General features: G+C 63.5%; 15 protein-coding genes. 4 read left to right on the plus strand and 11 right to left on the minus strand.

The window, feature by feature from the left end; all coding sequences use genetic code 11:
* Positions 1 to 3: 3 nt before the first annotated feature.
* Both AC5ZG1_RS04035 and nikR read right to left on the minus strand, forming a co-directional pair.
* Complete coding sequence (locus AC5ZG1_RS04035; protein ID WP_028164819.1) at positions 4 to 753, minus strand: sulfate transporter family protein; 750 nt, start codon at positions 751 to 753, stop codon at positions 4 to 6.
* A gap of 76 nt (positions 754 to 829) precedes the next feature.
* Positions 830 to 1270 carry a nickel-responsive transcriptional regulator NikR gene (nikR, locus tag AC5ZG1_RS04040; protein ID WP_028164820.1) on the minus strand — a complete coding sequence of 147 codons (441 nt, stop codon included), beginning with the start codon at positions 1268 to 1270 and terminating at the stop codon, positions 830 to 832.
* Positions 1271 to 1417: 147 nt separating this feature from the next.
* Between nikR and AC5ZG1_RS04045 the strand changes: the two genes are divergently transcribed.
* Complete coding sequence (locus AC5ZG1_RS04045; protein WP_496132033.1) at positions 1418 to 3619, plus strand: TonB-dependent receptor; 2202 nt, start codon at positions 1418 to 1420, stop codon at positions 3617 to 3619.
* A gap of 222 nt (positions 3620 to 3841) precedes the next feature.
* On the opposite strand, the gene AC5ZG1_RS04050 is transcribed toward AC5ZG1_RS04045, so the two are convergent.
* On the minus strand, positions 3842 to 4729 hold the full coding sequence (locus AC5ZG1_RS04050) for a YiiX/YebB-like N1pC/P60 family cysteine hydrolase (protein ID WP_496132034.1): 888 nt from the start codon (positions 4727 to 4729) through the stop codon (positions 3842 to 3844).
* A gap of 189 nt (positions 4730 to 4918) precedes the next feature.
* On the opposite strand from AC5ZG1_RS04050, the gene AC5ZG1_RS04055 reads away from it, so the two are divergent.
* From AC5ZG1_RS04055 to AC5ZG1_RS04065, 3 genes are all read left to right on the plus strand, one after another.
* Positions 4919 to 6343, plus strand: a complete 1425-nt coding sequence (locus tag AC5ZG1_RS04055) for a flavin monoamine oxidase family protein (RefSeq protein WP_496132035.1) — start codon at positions 4919 to 4921, stop codon at positions 6341 to 6343.
* Positions 6343 to 7011, plus strand: a complete 669-nt coding sequence (locus tag AC5ZG1_RS04060; RefSeq protein WP_496132036.1) for a Dph6-related ATP pyrophosphatase — start codon at positions 6343 to 6345, stop codon at positions 7009 to 7011. The genes AC5ZG1_RS04055 and AC5ZG1_RS04060 overlap by 1 nt, the downstream gene beginning before the upstream one ends.
* 755 nt (positions 7012 to 7766) lie before the next feature.
* Positions 7767 to 8150, plus strand: a complete 384-nt coding sequence (locus tag AC5ZG1_RS04065; RefSeq protein ID WP_028164823.1) for an SHOCT domain-containing protein — start codon at positions 7767 to 7769, stop codon at positions 8148 to 8150.
* Between the two features lie 97 nt (positions 8151 to 8247).
* Here the strand turns inward: AC5ZG1_RS04065 and AC5ZG1_RS04070 are convergent, their stop codons facing one another.
* The 8 genes from AC5ZG1_RS04070 to infC form a co-directional block, all read right to left on the minus strand.
* On the minus strand, positions 8248 to 9189 hold the full coding sequence (locus AC5ZG1_RS04070; protein WP_496132037.1) for an MBL fold metallo-hydrolase: 942 nt from the start codon (positions 9187 to 9189) through the stop codon (positions 8248 to 8250).
* Between the two features lie 45 nt (positions 9190 to 9234).
* Entirely contained in the window at positions 9235 to 10011 is a 777-nt protein-coding gene (locus AC5ZG1_RS04075) for a sulfite exporter TauE/SafE family protein (RefSeq protein ID WP_496132038.1), read from the minus strand.
* Entirely contained in the window at positions 10008 to 12416 is a 2409-nt protein-coding gene (gene pheT, locus AC5ZG1_RS04080; RefSeq protein ID WP_496132039.1) for a phenylalanine--tRNA ligase subunit beta, read from the minus strand. Before pheT ends, AC5ZG1_RS04075 begins: the two co-directional genes overlap by 4 nt.
* Positions 12413 to 12823 carry an ASCH domain-containing protein gene (locus tag AC5ZG1_RS04085; protein ID WP_496132092.1) on the minus strand — a complete coding sequence of 137 codons (411 nt, stop codon included), beginning with the start codon at positions 12821 to 12823 and terminating at the stop codon, positions 12413 to 12415. Before AC5ZG1_RS04085 ends, pheT begins: the two co-directional genes overlap by 4 nt.
* 2 nt (positions 12824 to 12825) lie before the next feature.
* Complete coding sequence (gene pheS, locus AC5ZG1_RS04090) at positions 12826 to 13908, minus strand: phenylalanine--tRNA ligase subunit alpha (RefSeq protein ID WP_496132040.1); 1083 nt, start codon at positions 13906 to 13908, stop codon at positions 12826 to 12828.
* A 126-nt stretch (positions 13909 to 14034) separates the two neighbouring features.
* A complete protein-coding gene (rplT, locus tag AC5ZG1_RS04095) occupies positions 14035 to 14394 on the minus strand; it encodes a 50S ribosomal protein L20 (protein WP_027581334.1) in 360 nt (119 codons plus the stop codon).
* 68 nt (positions 14395 to 14462) lie between these two features.
* Entirely contained in the window at positions 14463 to 14663 is a 201-nt protein-coding gene (gene rpmI, locus AC5ZG1_RS04100; protein WP_028164829.1) for a 50S ribosomal protein L35, read from the minus strand.
* Positions 14664 to 15133: 470 nt separating this feature from the next.
* Complete coding sequence (gene infC, locus AC5ZG1_RS04105) at positions 15134 to 15673, minus strand: translation initiation factor IF-3 (protein ID WP_130229242.1); 540 nt, start codon at positions 15671 to 15673, stop codon at positions 15134 to 15136.
* Positions 15674 to 15788: the final 115 nt, after the last annotated feature.

Consider the following 15788-nt stretch of genomic DNA (forward strand, 5'->3'; position numbering starts at 1 on the left):
CTGCTAGCGCATCGATATTCCCTGCCGCCGCGGCTCGAGCAATTCCGGCCTCGGGCCTGACAGGCGCTTGTGCATGTGGACCATGAAGGCCATGCCGAACAGCGGCGTCGCCAGGTTGACGATCGGAATCGACACGAAGGCGGCAATGATCAGGCCGGCGGTGAATATGGTTGCCGCATTGTCGCGGCGCATCGCCTTGGCCTCAGCCGGCGGCCGGAACCGCATCGCCGCAAGCTCGAAATATTCGCGGCCCAAGAGCCAGGCGGTGGCGAAGAAGAAAATCAGGAAGCCGGCGCCGGCGAACAGCACGAAGGGCAGCGCGATCAGGTAGACCAGGATCGTCAGCAGCGCGGTCTTGATGCCCTCGGTCATGGCGAGGTTGAACGGCAGCGCCACGCCGGGCTGTTCGGCCGGATAATGTTCGCGCTCGACATGGTCGGCAACCTCGTCGACGAACAGGCTCGCCACCAGCGAGGTGATCGCAGGCATCAGGAAGATGCCGCCGAGCACCACGCCGAGGCCGGCGGCGATCGATACGATCCAGGAAAGCACATGGAGCGTGGAGTGGAAGTTGGGGCCGAGCAGGCCTTCGGCCCAGACCTCGCCATAGTCGGCAAACCAGCTCAACAGCCGCTGCAATCCGATTGCGAGCACCGTCACTAATACCAGCGCCACGCCGACCGAGCGCCACAGGATCGAGCGCATCGGCGGCGACAGGATTTGCGTGAGCGCCTTGACGGCGGCATCTAACATCGTGGGTCTATCTCCAAAAAGCCCCTGCGACAGTTAGATATGACCGACGGCTTCGGCAAGAGCCGGACCGCCGCCTTCAATCGTGCCGGTGCCCATGCTTGCGCGGCTTCTTGTCCGGTGCGGTCGGGATCATCACGACCCGGCCATAGCGCACGCCGCGTTCGGCGATGACGTGGTCGGCGAGATGGCGGACGTCGCCGGCGGCGCCTTTCAGCGCGGTCACTTCCATGCAGCTATCGTCGTCGAGATGGACGTGCAGCGTCGCCAGCGAGAGGTCGTGGTGACCATGGAAGTTCTGCACCAGCCGCTTTGAAAGGTCGCGTGCGGCGTGGTCGTAGACATACACCAGCGCGGCCACGCACTGCCCTGACGGCGCCGCGTCCTCCGCGCTCTGCTGCAATCCCGCGCGGGCGAGATCGCGGATGATCTCCGAGCGGTTCTGGTAGCCGCGCGTTTTTGCCGCGGCGTCGATCTCGTCGAGCAGATCGTCCTCGATGGTGATGGTGATCCGTTGCATCAGGTATTTCCGATTGGCGCCGCGGGTGCGTCAGTATGATATTCTTGTTGTAACGTCATACTGAGCTTTGGTAGCCTCGCCGGGCTGGGTTGAAGTCGAACTGGTTGCCTGTCGGATTGTAGCAGGTTGCCATGCGGGGCATGGGCATTGCGTAAACTTGTCGGGTGGGTTTTTCCCGCCGCCTCCCTTGTTGTTCTCACGTCGCCGGCGCAGGCCCAAACGGCTGCCGGCCAGCCCGGCAATCAACTTCCTGCGGTCACGGTGACGTCGCCGCAGACGACGCCACCAAAGCGGATCAAGCGGGCCGAACAGTCGCACCGTCCGCGCAGCGGGCGAAACCCTCACACAGTCCAATCGGCTCAGCCCGCATCGGCGGCAGGCAGCATCGCCCTCGGTTCGGGACAAGTGGGTGCGGCTAATCTGCTGCCGACCGCCGCGAGCGAGATGCGCATCAGCGGCGAGGAGGTGAATGCGTTGCCGGTGTCGCGCGTCGGCGAGGTCCTGGAAGTGGTGCCCGGCTTGATTGTCACCCAGCATTCCGGCGAGGGCAAAGCCAACCAGTATTTCCTGCGCGGCTTCAATCTCGACCACGGCACCGATCTTGCGATCAAGGTCGACGGCATGCCCGTCAACATGCCGACCCATGGCCACGGCCAGGGCTATGCCGACGTCAATTTCCTGATCCCGGAACTGATCAGCACCGTCAACGTCCGCAAGGGCCCGTACTATGCGGACACTGGAGACTTCTCCTCCGCCGGCAGCGTCGGCATCGATTATGTCAACCGGCTGCCCAAGAGCATCGCCCAGGTGACCTTCGGCAGTTTCGGCTATCAGCGCGCGCTGGCGGCGGGCTCCACGGCGGTCGGCGAGGGCACGCTGCTCGGCGCGATCGTGGCCAACAAATATGACGGTCCGTGGGACGTGCCGGACGATGTGCGTAAGGCGAGCGGCGTGCTGCGCTACAGCCAGGGCACCGCGACCGATGGGTTTACGCTGTCGGCGATGGCCTATTCCAACGGCTGGACGTCGACCGACCAGGTGGCGCAGCGCGCGATCGACCAGGGTTTGATCAACCGTTTCGGCTCGCTCGATCCGACCGACGGCGGCACCTCGAGCCGCTTCAGCCTGTCCGGCAATTGGGCGCAGTCGAGTGACTACGGCCAGACTCTCGCGAATGCCTATGTGATCCGTTCGTCGCTGCGACTGTTCAACAACTTCACCTATTTCCTCGACGATCCCATCAATGGCGATCAGTTCAGCCAGCTCGATCGCCGCACCGTCTATGGCTTCAATGCCTCCCATGCCTTCGACGCGCGCGTCGCCAGCATCGAGACCCAGACCCGTGTCGGCCTGCAGACCCGCGGCGACGATATCGAGGTCGGCCTGTTCAAGACCTTCCAGCGCGAGGCGCTCTCGACGGTGCGCCAGGACCGTGTGCAGGAAGGCAATGTCGGCCTGTGGGCCGACACCACCGCGCGCTGGACCGACTGGCTGCGCACCACGGTCGGCATCCGCGAGGATTTCTTTGCGGCTCATGTCTTCAGCGACACGCCGCAAAATTCGGGCAATGCGCAGGCCGCTATGACCAGCCCGAAGGCCGGCATCGTGCTGGGCCCGTGGTACAAGACCGAATTCTACGGCAATGCCGGTTATGGCCTGCATTCGAACGACATCCGCGGCGCGACGATCACCGTCGATCCCACCGACAAGGTGACGCCGCTCGACCGCGTGCCGCTGCTGGTCCGCTCCAAGGGCGCCGAGGTCGGTATCCGTACCAAGGCGATCGAAGGCCTGACCAGCTCGCTCGCGGTGTTCGTGCTCGACTTCGATTCCGAACTCCTGTTCGTCGGCGATGCTGGCACCACCGAGCCGAGCCGTCCGAGTCGGCGCATCGGCATCGAGTGGACCAATCAGTACAGGCCGTTGCCGTGGATGCGCATCGACGTCGATCTCGCCTATACCCGTGCGCGCTTCACCGATTTCGATCCTGTCGGCGACTTCATTCCGGGCGCGCCGGCCTGGATCGCCAGCGGCGCCGTGACGTTCGGTCGCGAGACCGGCTGGTTTGGCGCCCTGACCGCGCGCTATTTCGGGCCGCGCCCGCTGATCGAGGATGACAGCGTGCGCTCGCAATCCTCGCTGATCTTCAACGCCCGGGCCGGCTATCAGTTCGACAATGGCATGCGGCTGCAGCTCGACGTGCTCAATCTCTTCAATGCCAACACCAACCAGATCGAATACTATTATCTGTCGCGCCTGCCGGGCGAGCCGATCGATGGCGTCGCCGATCGCCACATCCACCCGGCCGAACCGCTCGCGGTCCGCCTGACGCTGGCTGCGCGCTTCTAATCTAGAGCATGATGAGATCAGGTCAAATTGGCGCCACGTCGGAGGTGCCTTACCTCTCCCCGGCGGGGAGAGGTCGGATCGCATCGTGAGATGCGATCCGGGTGAGGGGGATGAGCTCCATGGAGGAACCGTAACCCCTCACCCGGCGCTGCGCGCCGACCTCTCCCTATGGGAGAGGTGGACAACCGCGGTCACGCCGATTCAACCAAATGACATCATGCTCTAGGCCGCGAGCTCCGGCGTCTTCACTTCCGTATCCTCAGGCGCAGCCGGAAGCGGCGTTTCCTGGTCAATCGTTTCAGGAACAAGCGGCGGCGACTTTTCGTGAAACACACTGAATTCGCCCGCCACCTCCTCGAGCGGCTTCTGCTTGTCGGCCCAGTGCAGGGCAGTGTAGTCGAAGCCGTGCACGATGGTGGGTTTGACGACTTCGAAATAGGGCGAGATATCGAAGTCGCGCGGCATGTAGAGCGAGGAATCGCGGATGTGCAGGATCTCGCGCCGCGCCTTGCGGCTCGAGGTGCGCGTGATCTTGGGCAGGATCGGGTAGCGCACGGCATCGAAGGCCTGCGCGATCAGCGCCGAGCAGATGATCTTGGTGGGATCGCCGGAGCCGAACGCGATCATCCGCCGCCGCCAGCGCTGCGGCACCGGCAGCGGGAACAGATAGCGCGCAAGGTCGACGATGTTCTTGGTGTCATAGCCGAAGCCGATCCGGTTGATGGCGTAGCGGCACACCGTCTCGCGGTCCTCGTAGGAGAGGCCGACCGGGCGGCAGAGGCGGGTATGATAGGGGAAATATTTCGACAGCGGCGCAGCCGTCACGCCCTCGCCGATATTGGCCTCGATCAGCACATGCGGCTCGCCGTCAGGCTCGCAGGCGCCGTCGACCGGACCGACATAGAGCGCGGCGTGCGACCAGGTCGATTGCGTGAGGTATTTGATGATGCCGGAAATGCGGTTGTTGCCTTCGACCAGCAGGACATCGCCAGGCTGGATCACGCCGCGCAGATGCTCCGGATCGCTCGGCGTGAACGGCTCGTAGCCCGGGATCTCCTTCTGCAGGTAGCCCGCGATCACCTGGCCGATCGTGTCGAGCATGACGCCCATATGCTTCCCCCTGCGCGGCTTGCCCTTCCGCTTTTTGGTTCCTTATCATGGTCGCGAGCGGTTGCAATTTAGTTCATCGACGTAGCCGATCAATCATGATTGATTCACCATGATGGTTGCTGCGCCGCATGAGATGCGGCAAGGTTCGCGGGCTGTTCCCATTTGCTTCAAGCCTGCGGAAACCATGATATGACAATCACCCGCCGCAACTTCCTGTCGGCGTCCGCGGGCATTGCTGTTACTTCGCTCTCTGCCGGCCGCGCTGGAGCCGCGCCGCCGGCGCGCGATGCTGACATCGTGGTCATCGGCGCGGGCGCCGCCGGCATTGCTGCGGCGCGGCGCGTATTGGCGGCGGGCCGCAAGGTGATCGTGCTGGAAGCCTCAAGCCAGATCGGCGGCCGCTGCCAGACCGACAGCTCGACCTTCGAAGTTCCGTTCGATCGCGGCGCGCGCTGGGTGCACAATCCGGAGAGCAATCCGATGCTCCGCCTCGCACGGACCGCGGGGCTCGAGCTGCTGCCCGCGCCGTCGGGCGAGAAGATCCGGATCGGCCGCCGTAACGCACGTCCCGGCGAGACCGAGGAATTCCTGGCCGCGCTGGTGCGCGCCAATCGCGCGATCGACGATGCCGCGCGCCGAAGCGACGTATCCTGCGCCTCGGTGTTGCCGAAGGAGCTTGGCGATTGGGCCGGCACGGCGGAGTTCGTGCTCGGCGCCAGTTTCAGCGGCAAGGACCTCAAGGAGATCTCGGTCGTCGATAAGGCGCGGGCGCAGGATCGCGACAATGCAGTCGCCTGTCGGCAGGGGCTCGGCACGCTGATCGCGAAGCTCGGCGCGCAGTTGCCGGTGGCATTGTCGACGCCCGCCACCCGCATGTCCTACAGCAACCGCGACGTCGAGGTGAACACGCCGTCGGGCAAGATCCTCGCGCGCGCCGCCATCATCACGGTGTCGACGAATGTGCTTGCGGCCGGCAAGCTCAAGTTCGATTCCGAACTTCCGAGGCGCGTGGTCGATGCGGTCGCTAAGCTCAGCCTCGGCAGCTACGACCGCATCGCGCTGCAGATGTCAGGCAATCCGCTTGGGCTTGCGCGCGATGATATCGTGATCGAACAGAGCAATTCGACGCGCACTGCGCTGCTCTACGCCAATGTCGGCGGTTCATCCTTGTGCACGGTCGACGTCGCGGGCTCGTTCGGCCGCGAGCTGTCGGCAGAGGGTGAGCAGGCGATGATCGCATTCGCGACGGAATGGCTGAAGAAGCTGTTCGGCGGCGATGCGGTGGCCGGCATCAAGAAGTCGAGCGCCACGCGCTGGAACGCTTCGCCCTACATACTTGGCGCGATGTCGGTGGCCGCGCCCGGCGGGCAGGCCGCACGGAGAGCGCTGATCGATCCGGTCGGCTGCATGTATTTCGCCGGCGAGGCCACGCATGACACCTTGTGGGGCACGGTCGACGGCGCCTGGGAGAGCGGCGAGCGGGCCGCGGAAGCGGCGCTGCGCCGCATCGGCGCATTGCCGGCAGCGCCGTCGGCAGCAGCACCGTCGCCACAGAAGCAGCGCAGGCGCGCACCGCCGGCGCAATCGGCTCAGCCGCGAGGGCTGTTCGACTGATGCCGCGGCCGAAGGCGCTGATCTCCTGGTCCAGCGGCAAGGACAGCGCGTTCGCGTTGCATGAAGTGATGCAGGCGGGTGAGTTCGAGGTCGTTGGCGCGCTGACGACCGTCACCGAGACCTTGGAGCGCGTTGCGATCCACGGCGTGCGGCAGCAGATCTTGTGCGCGCAATGCGAGGCGGCGGGGCTGCCGCAGCGAATCGTGCCGATCCCATACGCCTGTCCCAACGACGTCTATGAGGCGCGCATGGGTGAAGCGGTCGCGCAGGCCGTCGCTGAGGGCATCACCCACATGATCTTCGGCGATCTCTTCCTCGCCGATATCCGCGCCTACCGCGAGCAGAAGCTGGTTGGCACCGGCATCACGCCGATCTTCCCGCTGTGGGAGCGGCCGACGCCGGCACTGGCGCAAGTCATGATCGCAAGCGGGCTCGAAGCCTATCTTGCGACCGTTGACCTGAAGCGGCTGCCTGCCGAATTCGCCGGCCGCCGGTTCGATGCGCAGCTTCTCGCCGATCTCCCCGATGGTGTCGATCCATGCGGCGAGAATGGCGAGTTTCATACGTGTGTGGTGGCCGGCCCGATGTTCTCGCACCGGATCGCAGTCAGCGCCGGCGAACGGGTGGAGCGTGATGGTTATGCCTATTGCGATCTGGTGATTGCGTAGCAACGTGGGGTAGGCAAAGGCGTGCGGCCCCGTGCCCACGGTTCAACCCGCGCTCGCTGTTGGACCCTCATCCTGAGGAGATAGAGCCGCGTACGCATCGCGTCCACCGCATCTCACCGCAACGTTCGTGACGATCGCGACCCGCCCCTCATTCGCCGTGAGACGCGCGGAGTTAAATCACTGATTTGCCCAGCCTCGTCGGGTTGATTTGTCGTACCCGCTGCACCCACATCGTCATTGCGCGCCGACCCGGTGGCTCGCAATGACGGCGGGTGATCCGGAAAAGTGGAGACCGGTTTTCCCTCGCGACAAACGCGAAGCGTTTGCGCGGAGATCATGCACTAGAGCTCGATGTCATTTGGTTGAATCGGCTTGGCCGCAAGTTCACCTCTCCCGAAGGGAGAGGTCGCGCCGGAGGCGCGGGTGAGGGGTTACGGTCCCTCGATAGAGCAGATCCCCTCACCCGGCGCTACGCGCCGACCTCTCCCTATGGGAGAGGTGAGAAGAGGCAGCGCCCGTGGGAACACAATTCGACCTTATCTCATCACGCTCTAGTCGGAAGGCGTGTACCCGAGCGGCTTCGGCTCTTGAGGGCAAAGCAGCCATAGGTTGAAGACATCGGGGGTGTCGCCTGATTGATCTTCGATCCGACGTGCATTGATCTAGATCAAACGCTGGCGGCGGGATCGCGCTTTAAGGAACAATATCGGGTCGGCTGGAACTGTTGCCGCAGTGGCAGGCAGAGGAGGGTCGCAATGTTCTTCTTTCAGGAGGGCTTCACCTATCGAAATTTCCTGCTGGACGTCCTCACCATATTCTTCTTCATCGTGTGGTTCTGGCTGCTCATTACCGTCGCTTCCGATCTATTCCGACGCCACGACATTTCCGGCTGGGTCAAGGCGCTATGGGTGATAGGATGGATCATATTTCCATTCATTTTCATGCTTGCATACCTGATCTTTCAGGGAAGAGGCATGGCGGAGCGCAACTTGCAACAAGCTCGGCAGGCGCGCGACGAACTCAGGAGCGCGATTGGTTTCAGCGCCGCAGATGAAATCGAAAAGCTCGGTCGGCTGAAACAGGCAGGGTCGATCAGCGACGCCGAATTTACGCGGCTGCGCGCTCGGCTCGTGCAGTAGTGCTGCTCGGCTCTTCGTCGCGCCGATATCCTTGCTGTGCTGCACACAACCCCTGTAGCATCGTCGGCGATCACCGTGATCGCCGTTGACATGCGACTCACACCGGCAGCTTCAACTCCATCAGGTCCTTTGCTACCACGATGCGGCCGGAAAAATTCTTCTTCACGTTTTCGGTCCAATTCTCGTCAGTGACCAGCGGATCGTCTCCGGGGACGAAATGGCTCATCACCAGCACCTTGACTCCTGCGGCCGCCGCCACGCGGCCGACATCCTCGGTCGTGGTGTGACTCTCGAGAAGATGCTTCTTCAGCGTTGCGCCGTTCTTCGTTTTGGCGACCAGCCGATCGACGGCAGGCAGATACATGCATTCATGCACCAGCACGTCGGCTCCCTCAGCGAATTCAGCGAGCTTCGGATTGTAGGCAGTATCGCTAGAGAACACGATGGTGCCATCGGGCGTCTCTAACTTGTAGGCAAAATTGTCAACGATGGGTGGGTGCGGCGTGCGGAAGGCCGTGACCGTCACCTCGGATGTCTTCAACACCACACCGTCGTCGATGTCCTTCGCGATCAGCAATTTGCGCGGATCGGGCCGGCCTTCGTCCTCGATCCGGGTCTCGACATCGAATTTGTTCAGCTCCCAGAACGCCTTCGTCATCGCCTCGATCCCCTTCGGCCCAAACGAATGGATCGGCGTGGATAGCCCGGCGGCCCAGGCATTGTAGAAGAGGTTGCCGTACTCGAGATTGTGATCGGAATGATGGTGGGTGATGAGGATGTATTTGATGGAAGGGATTGGCAGACCCGCGTTCACGAGCTGACGGCTTAGGCCCATGCCGCAATCGATGACAAACGGCGTATCGTTGACCACAACGAGGTTGGCGGGATTTGAAGCGCCAACGCCGACGCGCGGGCCGCCTTTGGTGCCGAGAAACACGATCCGCGTCCGAGGCCTTGTGGCCTGCGCCAGCACAGCCGGAGCGGCAAGTGCGGCGGCGCCGCCGAGCGCCAGTTTCAGCGCATTCCGGCGATCGATCATGGATTCCTCCCTTGGCTTTTTTCCGCCCGCGTTCAACACCCGAATCTATCGTCCCCGCAGCACGCCGTCGAGGATGGGCAGGCCGGCGATGACAGCGGCGGCGATCAGGGCATAGCAGATGGCGCGGAAGACACGTTCGCTGGCCTTGCCGAACAGGGAGGCGCCGAACCAGACGCCGATGGCGTAGACCGGCCCGACCACGAGCGAGAACTTGACGGAATCGGCGGTGATCAGGCCGGTGAACAAATAGCTCACGAGGGAAAAGAAATCTGAGGCGCCGAAGAACAGCACGATGTTGGCGCGCGCCACCGTGAAACTGATCGGGCGCCCGAGCCAGTAGCCGACGATCGGCGGACCGCCCGTTTGCGCGAGCCCGCTGCAGAAGCCGGAGAGGCCGCCGATGCCGATTGAAAGCGCCGCGTGGTCCTTGCCGCGGTAGCGCCAGCCCGACAAGAGCAGCACCATCAGCGCAGCGACGAAGCCGGAAATGATCCAGCGCGTGGTCACGGGATCGAGCACGCTGAGAAAATAGGTGCCGATCGGCACGCCGACGAGCGCACCGAGCACCATGATCGCGGTGGCCTTGCGATCGGCGTGCTTCCACGCGTTCGGAACCAGCGGCATCGCTGCGACGAAGTCGATGATCAGCAGCAGCGCCGCGACCAGGCGGGGCGCGGCGATGCTGCTTGCCAGCGGCATGAAGATCAGCGCGGAGCCAAAACCGGAAAAGCCGCGCGCCGTTCCCGAGACAAAGGCGATGGCACAGATTGCCAGCGCAACGTTAAGGCCAACCTCCGAAGGGATGAGACCAAACGGGCTCATCCCCGGAGAGTGCCGCCGGTCTTCTTCGTGACGTCAGCGACGATCCTGGCCGCTACCGCATCGATCTCCTGGTCGGTCAGCGTCTTCTCGCGCGGCTGAATGGTGACCGCGATCGCGATCGACTTCTTGCCGTCCTCCATGCCCTTGCCTTCATAGACGTCGAACACGGTGACATCGGTGATCAGCTTCTTGTCCGCGGCCAGTGCGGCGCGAACGATATCCGCCGCCTTGACGCTGCGGTCGACGATGAAGGCAAAATCGCGCGACACCGGCTGGAACGCGGAGAGTTCGAGCGCGGGCTTGGCGCGGGTCGGCTTGCGCTTGGCCTCCGGGATACGGTCGAGGATCACCTCGAACGCGATCATCGGGCCATCAGCGCCGAGCGCCTCGAGCGCACGCGGGTGCAACTCGCCGAAATAGCCGAGCACATTCTGCGGGCCCATCTGGATCGTGCCGGAACGGCCGGGATGCAGCCAGGCGGGCCCGCCCGGCACAATCTGCAGCGCCTGCACTGGCGCGCCGGCCGCAGCCAGCACCGCGAACGCGTCGGCCTTGGCGTCGAATGCGTCAGCCGTTGCCGAACCGGACCAGCTCCGCCCCACGCCTTCCAGCGAGGCGAAGCCGTGGCGCACGCCGGAAGCGGCAAGGAACTGGTCTTCCGGCCTGTCGCCCTTGAACACCTGGCCGACCTCGAACAGCGCGACGTCAGGATAGCCGCGGTTGATGTTCGCCTGCGCGGCTGCGACCAAGCCAGGCAAAAGGCTCGGCCGCATGTCCGAGAGATCAGAGGCAATCGGGTTGGCAAGCGCCAGTTCGGCCTGTCCGCCGCCGAACAATTCGGCTGCGGGCTTTGAGATGAACGACCAGGTCACCGCCTCGACCATGCCGCGCGCGGCCAGTGCGCGCTTGGCACGGCGGGTGCGGAGCTGGATAGAGGTGAGCACCGGCTTGCGGGGCTCGTCGCCGCGATCGAACGGCGTCATCGGCACCTTGTCGACGCCGACGATGCGGACGATCTCCTCGACGATGTCGGCCTTGCCATGCACATCGGTGCGCCAGGACGGCACCGCGATCTTCACCACAGGGCCGGTGCCCGCGACCATGAAGCCGAGATGGCTGAGAATGCGCTTCGTCTCGACCAGCGGGACTTCGATTCCGGCGAGGCGCTTGACCTCGGTCAGCGGGAAATCGATCACGCGGTCGTCGCCGTAGCGATTGCCGACGACGATGCTTTCCGACGGCGCGCCGCCGCACAATTCCATCACCATCTTGGTCGCAAGCTCGAGGCCCGGCACCATGAAGGCCGGGTCGACGCCGCGCTCGAAGCGATAGCGCGCATCCGAATTGATGCCGAGCTTGCGTCCGGTCTGGGCGATGTTGATCTCATTCCACAGCGCCGATTCAATCAGCACGTCGGTGGTGTTCTCGTCGCAGCCGGAAGCCTCGCCACCCATGATGCCGGCAAGCGATTCGACGCCCGCGTCATCAGCGATCACGCACATCGAGGGATCCAGCGTATAGGTGCGGCCGTCGAGCGCGAGCAGGGTCTCGCCGTCGCGGGCGCGGCGCACCACCAGATTGCCCTTCACCTTCTTGGCGTCGAACACGTGCAGGGGACGCGCACGATCGTAGGTCATGAAGTTGGTGATATCGACCAGCGCATTGATCGGCCGCAGCCCGATCGAAGCCAGGCGCTTCTGCAGCCATTCCGGCGACGGGCCGTTCTTCACGCCGCGCACCAACCGCAGCGCGAAGCCCGGGCAGAGCGAGGCGTCTTCCACCGTCACCGTCACGGGCGAAGGGAATTCGCCATTGATCGGCTTGATGGCGGGGTCGATCAATTTGCCCATGTCGGCGGCGGAAAGATCGCGCGCGATTCCGTGCACGCCGGTGCAATCCTGCCGGTTCGGCGTCAGGTTGATCTCGATGACGGGATCGCCGAGGCCGGCCCATTCGGCATAGACTTGGCCGACGGGCGCATCAGCGGGCAATTCGATGATGCCGTCATGATCGTCGGAAATCTCGAGCTCGGCCGCCGAGCACAGCATGCCGCGGCTCTCGACGCCGCGGATCGTACCGACGCCGAGCGTGATGTTCTTGCCGGGAATGAAGGTACCCGGGGCAGAGAACACGCTGATCAGGCCGGCGCGCGCATTCGGCGCGCCGCAGACCACCTGCACCGGCGCAGCGCCGTTGCCGGTGTCGACCATGCAGACCCGCAGACGATCGGCATTCGGATGCTGCTCGGCCGAGATCACCCGCGCGATGGTGAACGGCGCCAGCACCTTCGCCTTGTCCTCGATGCTCTCGACCTCGAGCCCGATCATGGTGAGCTTGTCGGCGAGCTTTTCCAGGGGCTCGTCGGTGTCGAGATGTTCCTTCAGCCAGGAGAGGGTGAACTTCATGATGCCAACCTGTGATCGCGAAAAACCTCAACCAGACGAAAACGCTCGCACATCAGCATCATGTCTTCGCTGAATTTGCCCTGCCGACCGAAATAGCGGCGGTGCGCGTCCCGCCAATATTGCAGGCTGCGGTCACCTTCACCTTCTTCGTAGGCAAACGCGGCGTCGACCTCGCCAAAACGGCGATAGGTCACTTCGGTTGTTTCGATGACGCAAGCCGGTTCGCCGCGGCCGTCGAGCACGATCCAGCGTTCGCCCGATGTCGAGGTGTTCGGCTCGCCCTCGGTGCTGCAGGTCGCGGTCTTGATGCCTTTGATGACGAGTTCGAGCAATTCGTCGGCAAGCCCGGGGCCGTCGCCGAAGGCGAACGCGCGCAGGTTCCGATATTGCTCGGGCACAGCACTCAGATTCACGTACTCAACCCTCCGGCCAGCGTCGGAAGATCCAGCGGCTTGAAGCCGTAGTGGCTGAGCCAGCGGACGTCGCTGTCGAACAGTTGGCGCAGATCGCTCATGCCGTATTTCAGCATCGCGATGCGGTCGATGCCCATGCCCCAGGCGAATCCCTGGTAGACGTCGGGATCGAGGCCGCAGGCGCGCAGCACGTTCGGGTGCACCATGCCGCAGCCCAAAATCTCCAGCCAGTCCTCGCCCTCACCGAAGCGGATTTCGCCCTTGTCGCGGCGGCACTGGATGTCGACTTCCAGCGACGGCTCGGTGAACGGGAAGAACGACGGCCGGAAGCGCATGTTGATGTGGTCGACCTCGAAGAACGCCTTGCAGAACTCATGCAGGATCCATTTGAGGTGGCCGAGATGCGACTCCTTGTCGATCACGAGCCCCTCGACCTGGTGGAATTGCGGCGTATGGGTCGCATCCGAATCGATGCGATAGGTGCGGCCGGGGCAGATCACGCGGATCGGCGGCTTCTGTGTCAGCATCGTGCGCACCTGCACCGGCGAGGTGTGGGTCCGCAGCAGCATGCGCGAGCCGTCCTCCTTCGGATTGAAGAAGAAGGTGTCGTGCATCTCGCGCGCGGGATGGCCGATCGGGAAGTTCAGCTTGGTGAAGTTGTAGTCGTCGGTCTCGATGTCGGGCCCTTCGGCGACCGAAAATCCCATATCGGCGAAAATCGCCGTCAGCTCATCCCAGACCTGGCTGAGCGGATGGATGCGGCCCGCTTCCGCCGGCGCCTCGCGCAGCGGCAGCGTGATGTCGATGGTCTCGGAGGCAAGCCGGGCATCGAGCGCGGCGGCCTTCAGCACTTCGCGGCGCGCGGCGAGCGCTTGGGCAACCTTGTCCTTGGCCAGGTTGATCGCCGCGCCTTGCGTCTTGCGCTCCTCCGGCGACATCTTGCCGAGGGTGGCAAGCAGCGCCGAGATCGAGCCTTTCTTGCCGAGCGCGGCGACGCGCACGGTTTCCAGCGCCGCTTCGTCGCCGGCGTTGGAAACGTCAGCGAGGATCTGGGATTCGAGTTGAGCAAGATCGGTCATAGCAATCCCTCTTGGCCAGGATGCTAAGCCGTCGCTCCTAGCCGGTCATACCGAGCTGAAGCGCGAAAGATGCCCCTCGCGCTCTTACCCGGCCATGACGACTTCAAGAAACTTCGAAGAGCCGGATCAGGCCGCCAGCGCGGCCTTGGCCTTCTCGGCGATCGCCTGGAACGCGGCCGGCTCGTGGATCGCGAGATCCGACAGCACCTTGCGGTCGACGACGACGCCCGACTTGGAGAGACCGTCGATAAAGCGGCTGTAGGTCATGCCGAACGGGCGGACGGCGGCGTTGAGGCGCTGGATCCAGAGCGCGCGGAAGGTGCGCTTCTTGCGCTTACGATCGCGGAACGCATATTGGCCGGCCTTCTCGACCGCCTGCTTGGCGACGCGGATGGTGTTCTTGCGGCGGCCGTAATAGCCCTTGGCGGCCTTGTAGACTTTCTTGTGCTTGGCGTGGGCGGTCACACCGCGTTTGACGCGAGACATGACTTAAATCCTTGGATTTCTGAAGTGGTGACGGGAGCTGTGTGGAACGCAGCTCGGCTCAGGCGCGATCAGGCGTTCGGCAAGAAGTACTTCTTGATGTTGTCGCCGTCGGTCTTGAACAGCACGCGGGTGCCGCGCAGCTGGCGGATCTGCTTGTTGGTCCGCTTGATCATGCCGTGGCGCTTGCCGCGCTGGGCGTGCATCACCTTGCCGGTACCGGTCACTTTGAAGCGCTTTTTGGCGCCCGATTTGGTCTTCAGCTTGGGCATTTGGCTCTCCTTAAACGCCAGCACGAAACCGCCCCGCGGGGGGCGTCGGCCGACTAAAATGCTCGTTAGAGCGTTGAATGTGCTCAGGTTTTTCGCAAATGAAACAACCCGCACAGAACGTCGCCACGGCAGCCCTTGATCAGCCGGGCGGCGAAGGCTGCGCTTATGGCAGAGTAGGGGCGAATTGGCAATCCCGGAACGAAGGGGTCTCTTGCCTCCCCCGCAAGCGCGACCTCCGCAGAAGGTCAATGTTTTCGAGCTCCCGGCGGACCCGACACCCTCCGCCGTCATTCCGGGGCGCGCGAAGCGCGAGCCCGGAATCCATTTAGCCGCGTACTCAGCCGCCCGATGGATTCCGGGCTCGCGCTTCGCGCGCCCCGGAATGACGGCGGAGGGTTGCCGGAAGGGAAACGAAAACGCCCGCCGGATCGGTCCGGCGGGCGTTTCCTTTCATCGATCGACAATTCGCCTCAGCGCGGCGCCAGCACCATCACGACCTGACGTCCCTCGAACTTCGCGTCCTGCTCGACCTTGGCGTATTGCGCGACGTCGGCCTTGACCTTGTCCAACAGCTTGGTGCCGATTTCCTGGTGCGCCATTTCACGACCGCGGTAGCGCAGGGTGATCTTGACCTTGTCGCCTTCCTCGAAGAAGCGCTGCATCGCGCGCATCTTCACGTCGTAGTCGTGATCGTCGATCATCGGACGGAGCTTGATCTCCTTGATCTCGACGACCTTCTGTTTCTTGCGGGCTTCGGCGGCTTTCTTCTGCGCAGAATATTTATACTTGCCGTAGTCCATGATCTTGCAGACCGGAGGACTCACGTTCGGCGAAATCTCGACCAGGTCCATACCGGCTTCCATGGCCATCTTGATGGCCACCATGGTTTCCACGGTGCCCATATTGGTACCGTTCTGGTCGATTAGCTGGATCTGCGCGTTGCGGATTTCATCGTTGGTGCGCGGCCCGTCTTTGGCGACAGCGGGCGGGGCTCTATTGGGACGGCGAATGGGTAACTCTCCAAAGTTGTGAAGGAAGGCGATATTTTGAAGCAATACGTGGCAACGGGCAAGCGTGCTCGCAAGTTGCATCCTAAAACCGTCAAATGCGCGGCATTTAGGTCAC

It is taken from the genome of Bradyrhizobium sp. Leo78 (assembly GCF_059512425.1).

Excerpts from the sequence above, each read along its gene's own strand:
- AC5ZG1_RS04035 (WP_028164819.1), bottom strand. The coding sequence starts at position 753 with ATGTTAGATGCCGCCGTCAAGGCGCTCACGCAAATCCTGTCGCCGCCG.
- nikR (WP_028164820.1), bottom strand. The coding sequence starts at position 1,270 with ATGCAACGGATCACCATCACCATCGAGGACGATCTGCTCGACGAGATC.
- AC5ZG1_RS04050 (WP_496132034.1), bottom strand. The coding sequence starts at position 4,729 with ATGGGCGTCATGCTCGACACGATCGGCCAGGTGATCGCGGGCTACCTG.
- AC5ZG1_RS04055 (WP_496132035.1), top strand. The coding sequence starts at position 4,919 with ATGACAATCACCCGCCGCAACTTCCTGTCGGCGTCCGCGGGCATTGCT.
- AC5ZG1_RS04060 (WP_496132036.1), top strand. The coding sequence starts at position 6,343 with ATGCCGCGGCCGAAGGCGCTGATCTCCTGGTCCAGCGGCAAGGACAGC.
- AC5ZG1_RS04065 (WP_028164823.1), top strand. The coding sequence starts at position 7,767 with ATGTTCTTCTTTCAGGAGGGCTTCACCTATCGAAATTTCCTGCTGGAC.
- AC5ZG1_RS04070 (WP_496132037.1), bottom strand. The coding sequence starts at position 9,189 with ATGATCGATCGCCGGAATGCGCTGAAACTGGCGCTCGGCGGCGCCGCC.
- AC5ZG1_RS04075 (WP_496132038.1), bottom strand. The coding sequence starts at position 10,011 with ATGAGCCCGTTTGGTCTCATCCCTTCGGAGGTTGGCCTTAACGTTGCG.
- pheT (WP_496132039.1), bottom strand. The coding sequence starts at position 12,416 with ATGAAGTTCACCCTCTCCTGGCTGAAGGAACATCTCGACACCGACGAG.
- pheS (WP_496132040.1), bottom strand. The coding sequence starts at position 13,908 with ATGACCGATCTTGCTCAACTCGAATCCCAGATCCTCGCTGACGTTTCC.
- rplT (WP_027581334.1), bottom strand. The coding sequence starts at position 14,394 with ATGTCTCGCGTCAAACGCGGTGTGACCGCCCACGCCAAGCACAAGAAA.
- rpmI (WP_028164829.1), bottom strand. The coding sequence starts at position 14,663 with ATGCCCAAGCTGAAGACCAAATCGGGCGCCAAAAAGCGCTTCAAAGTG.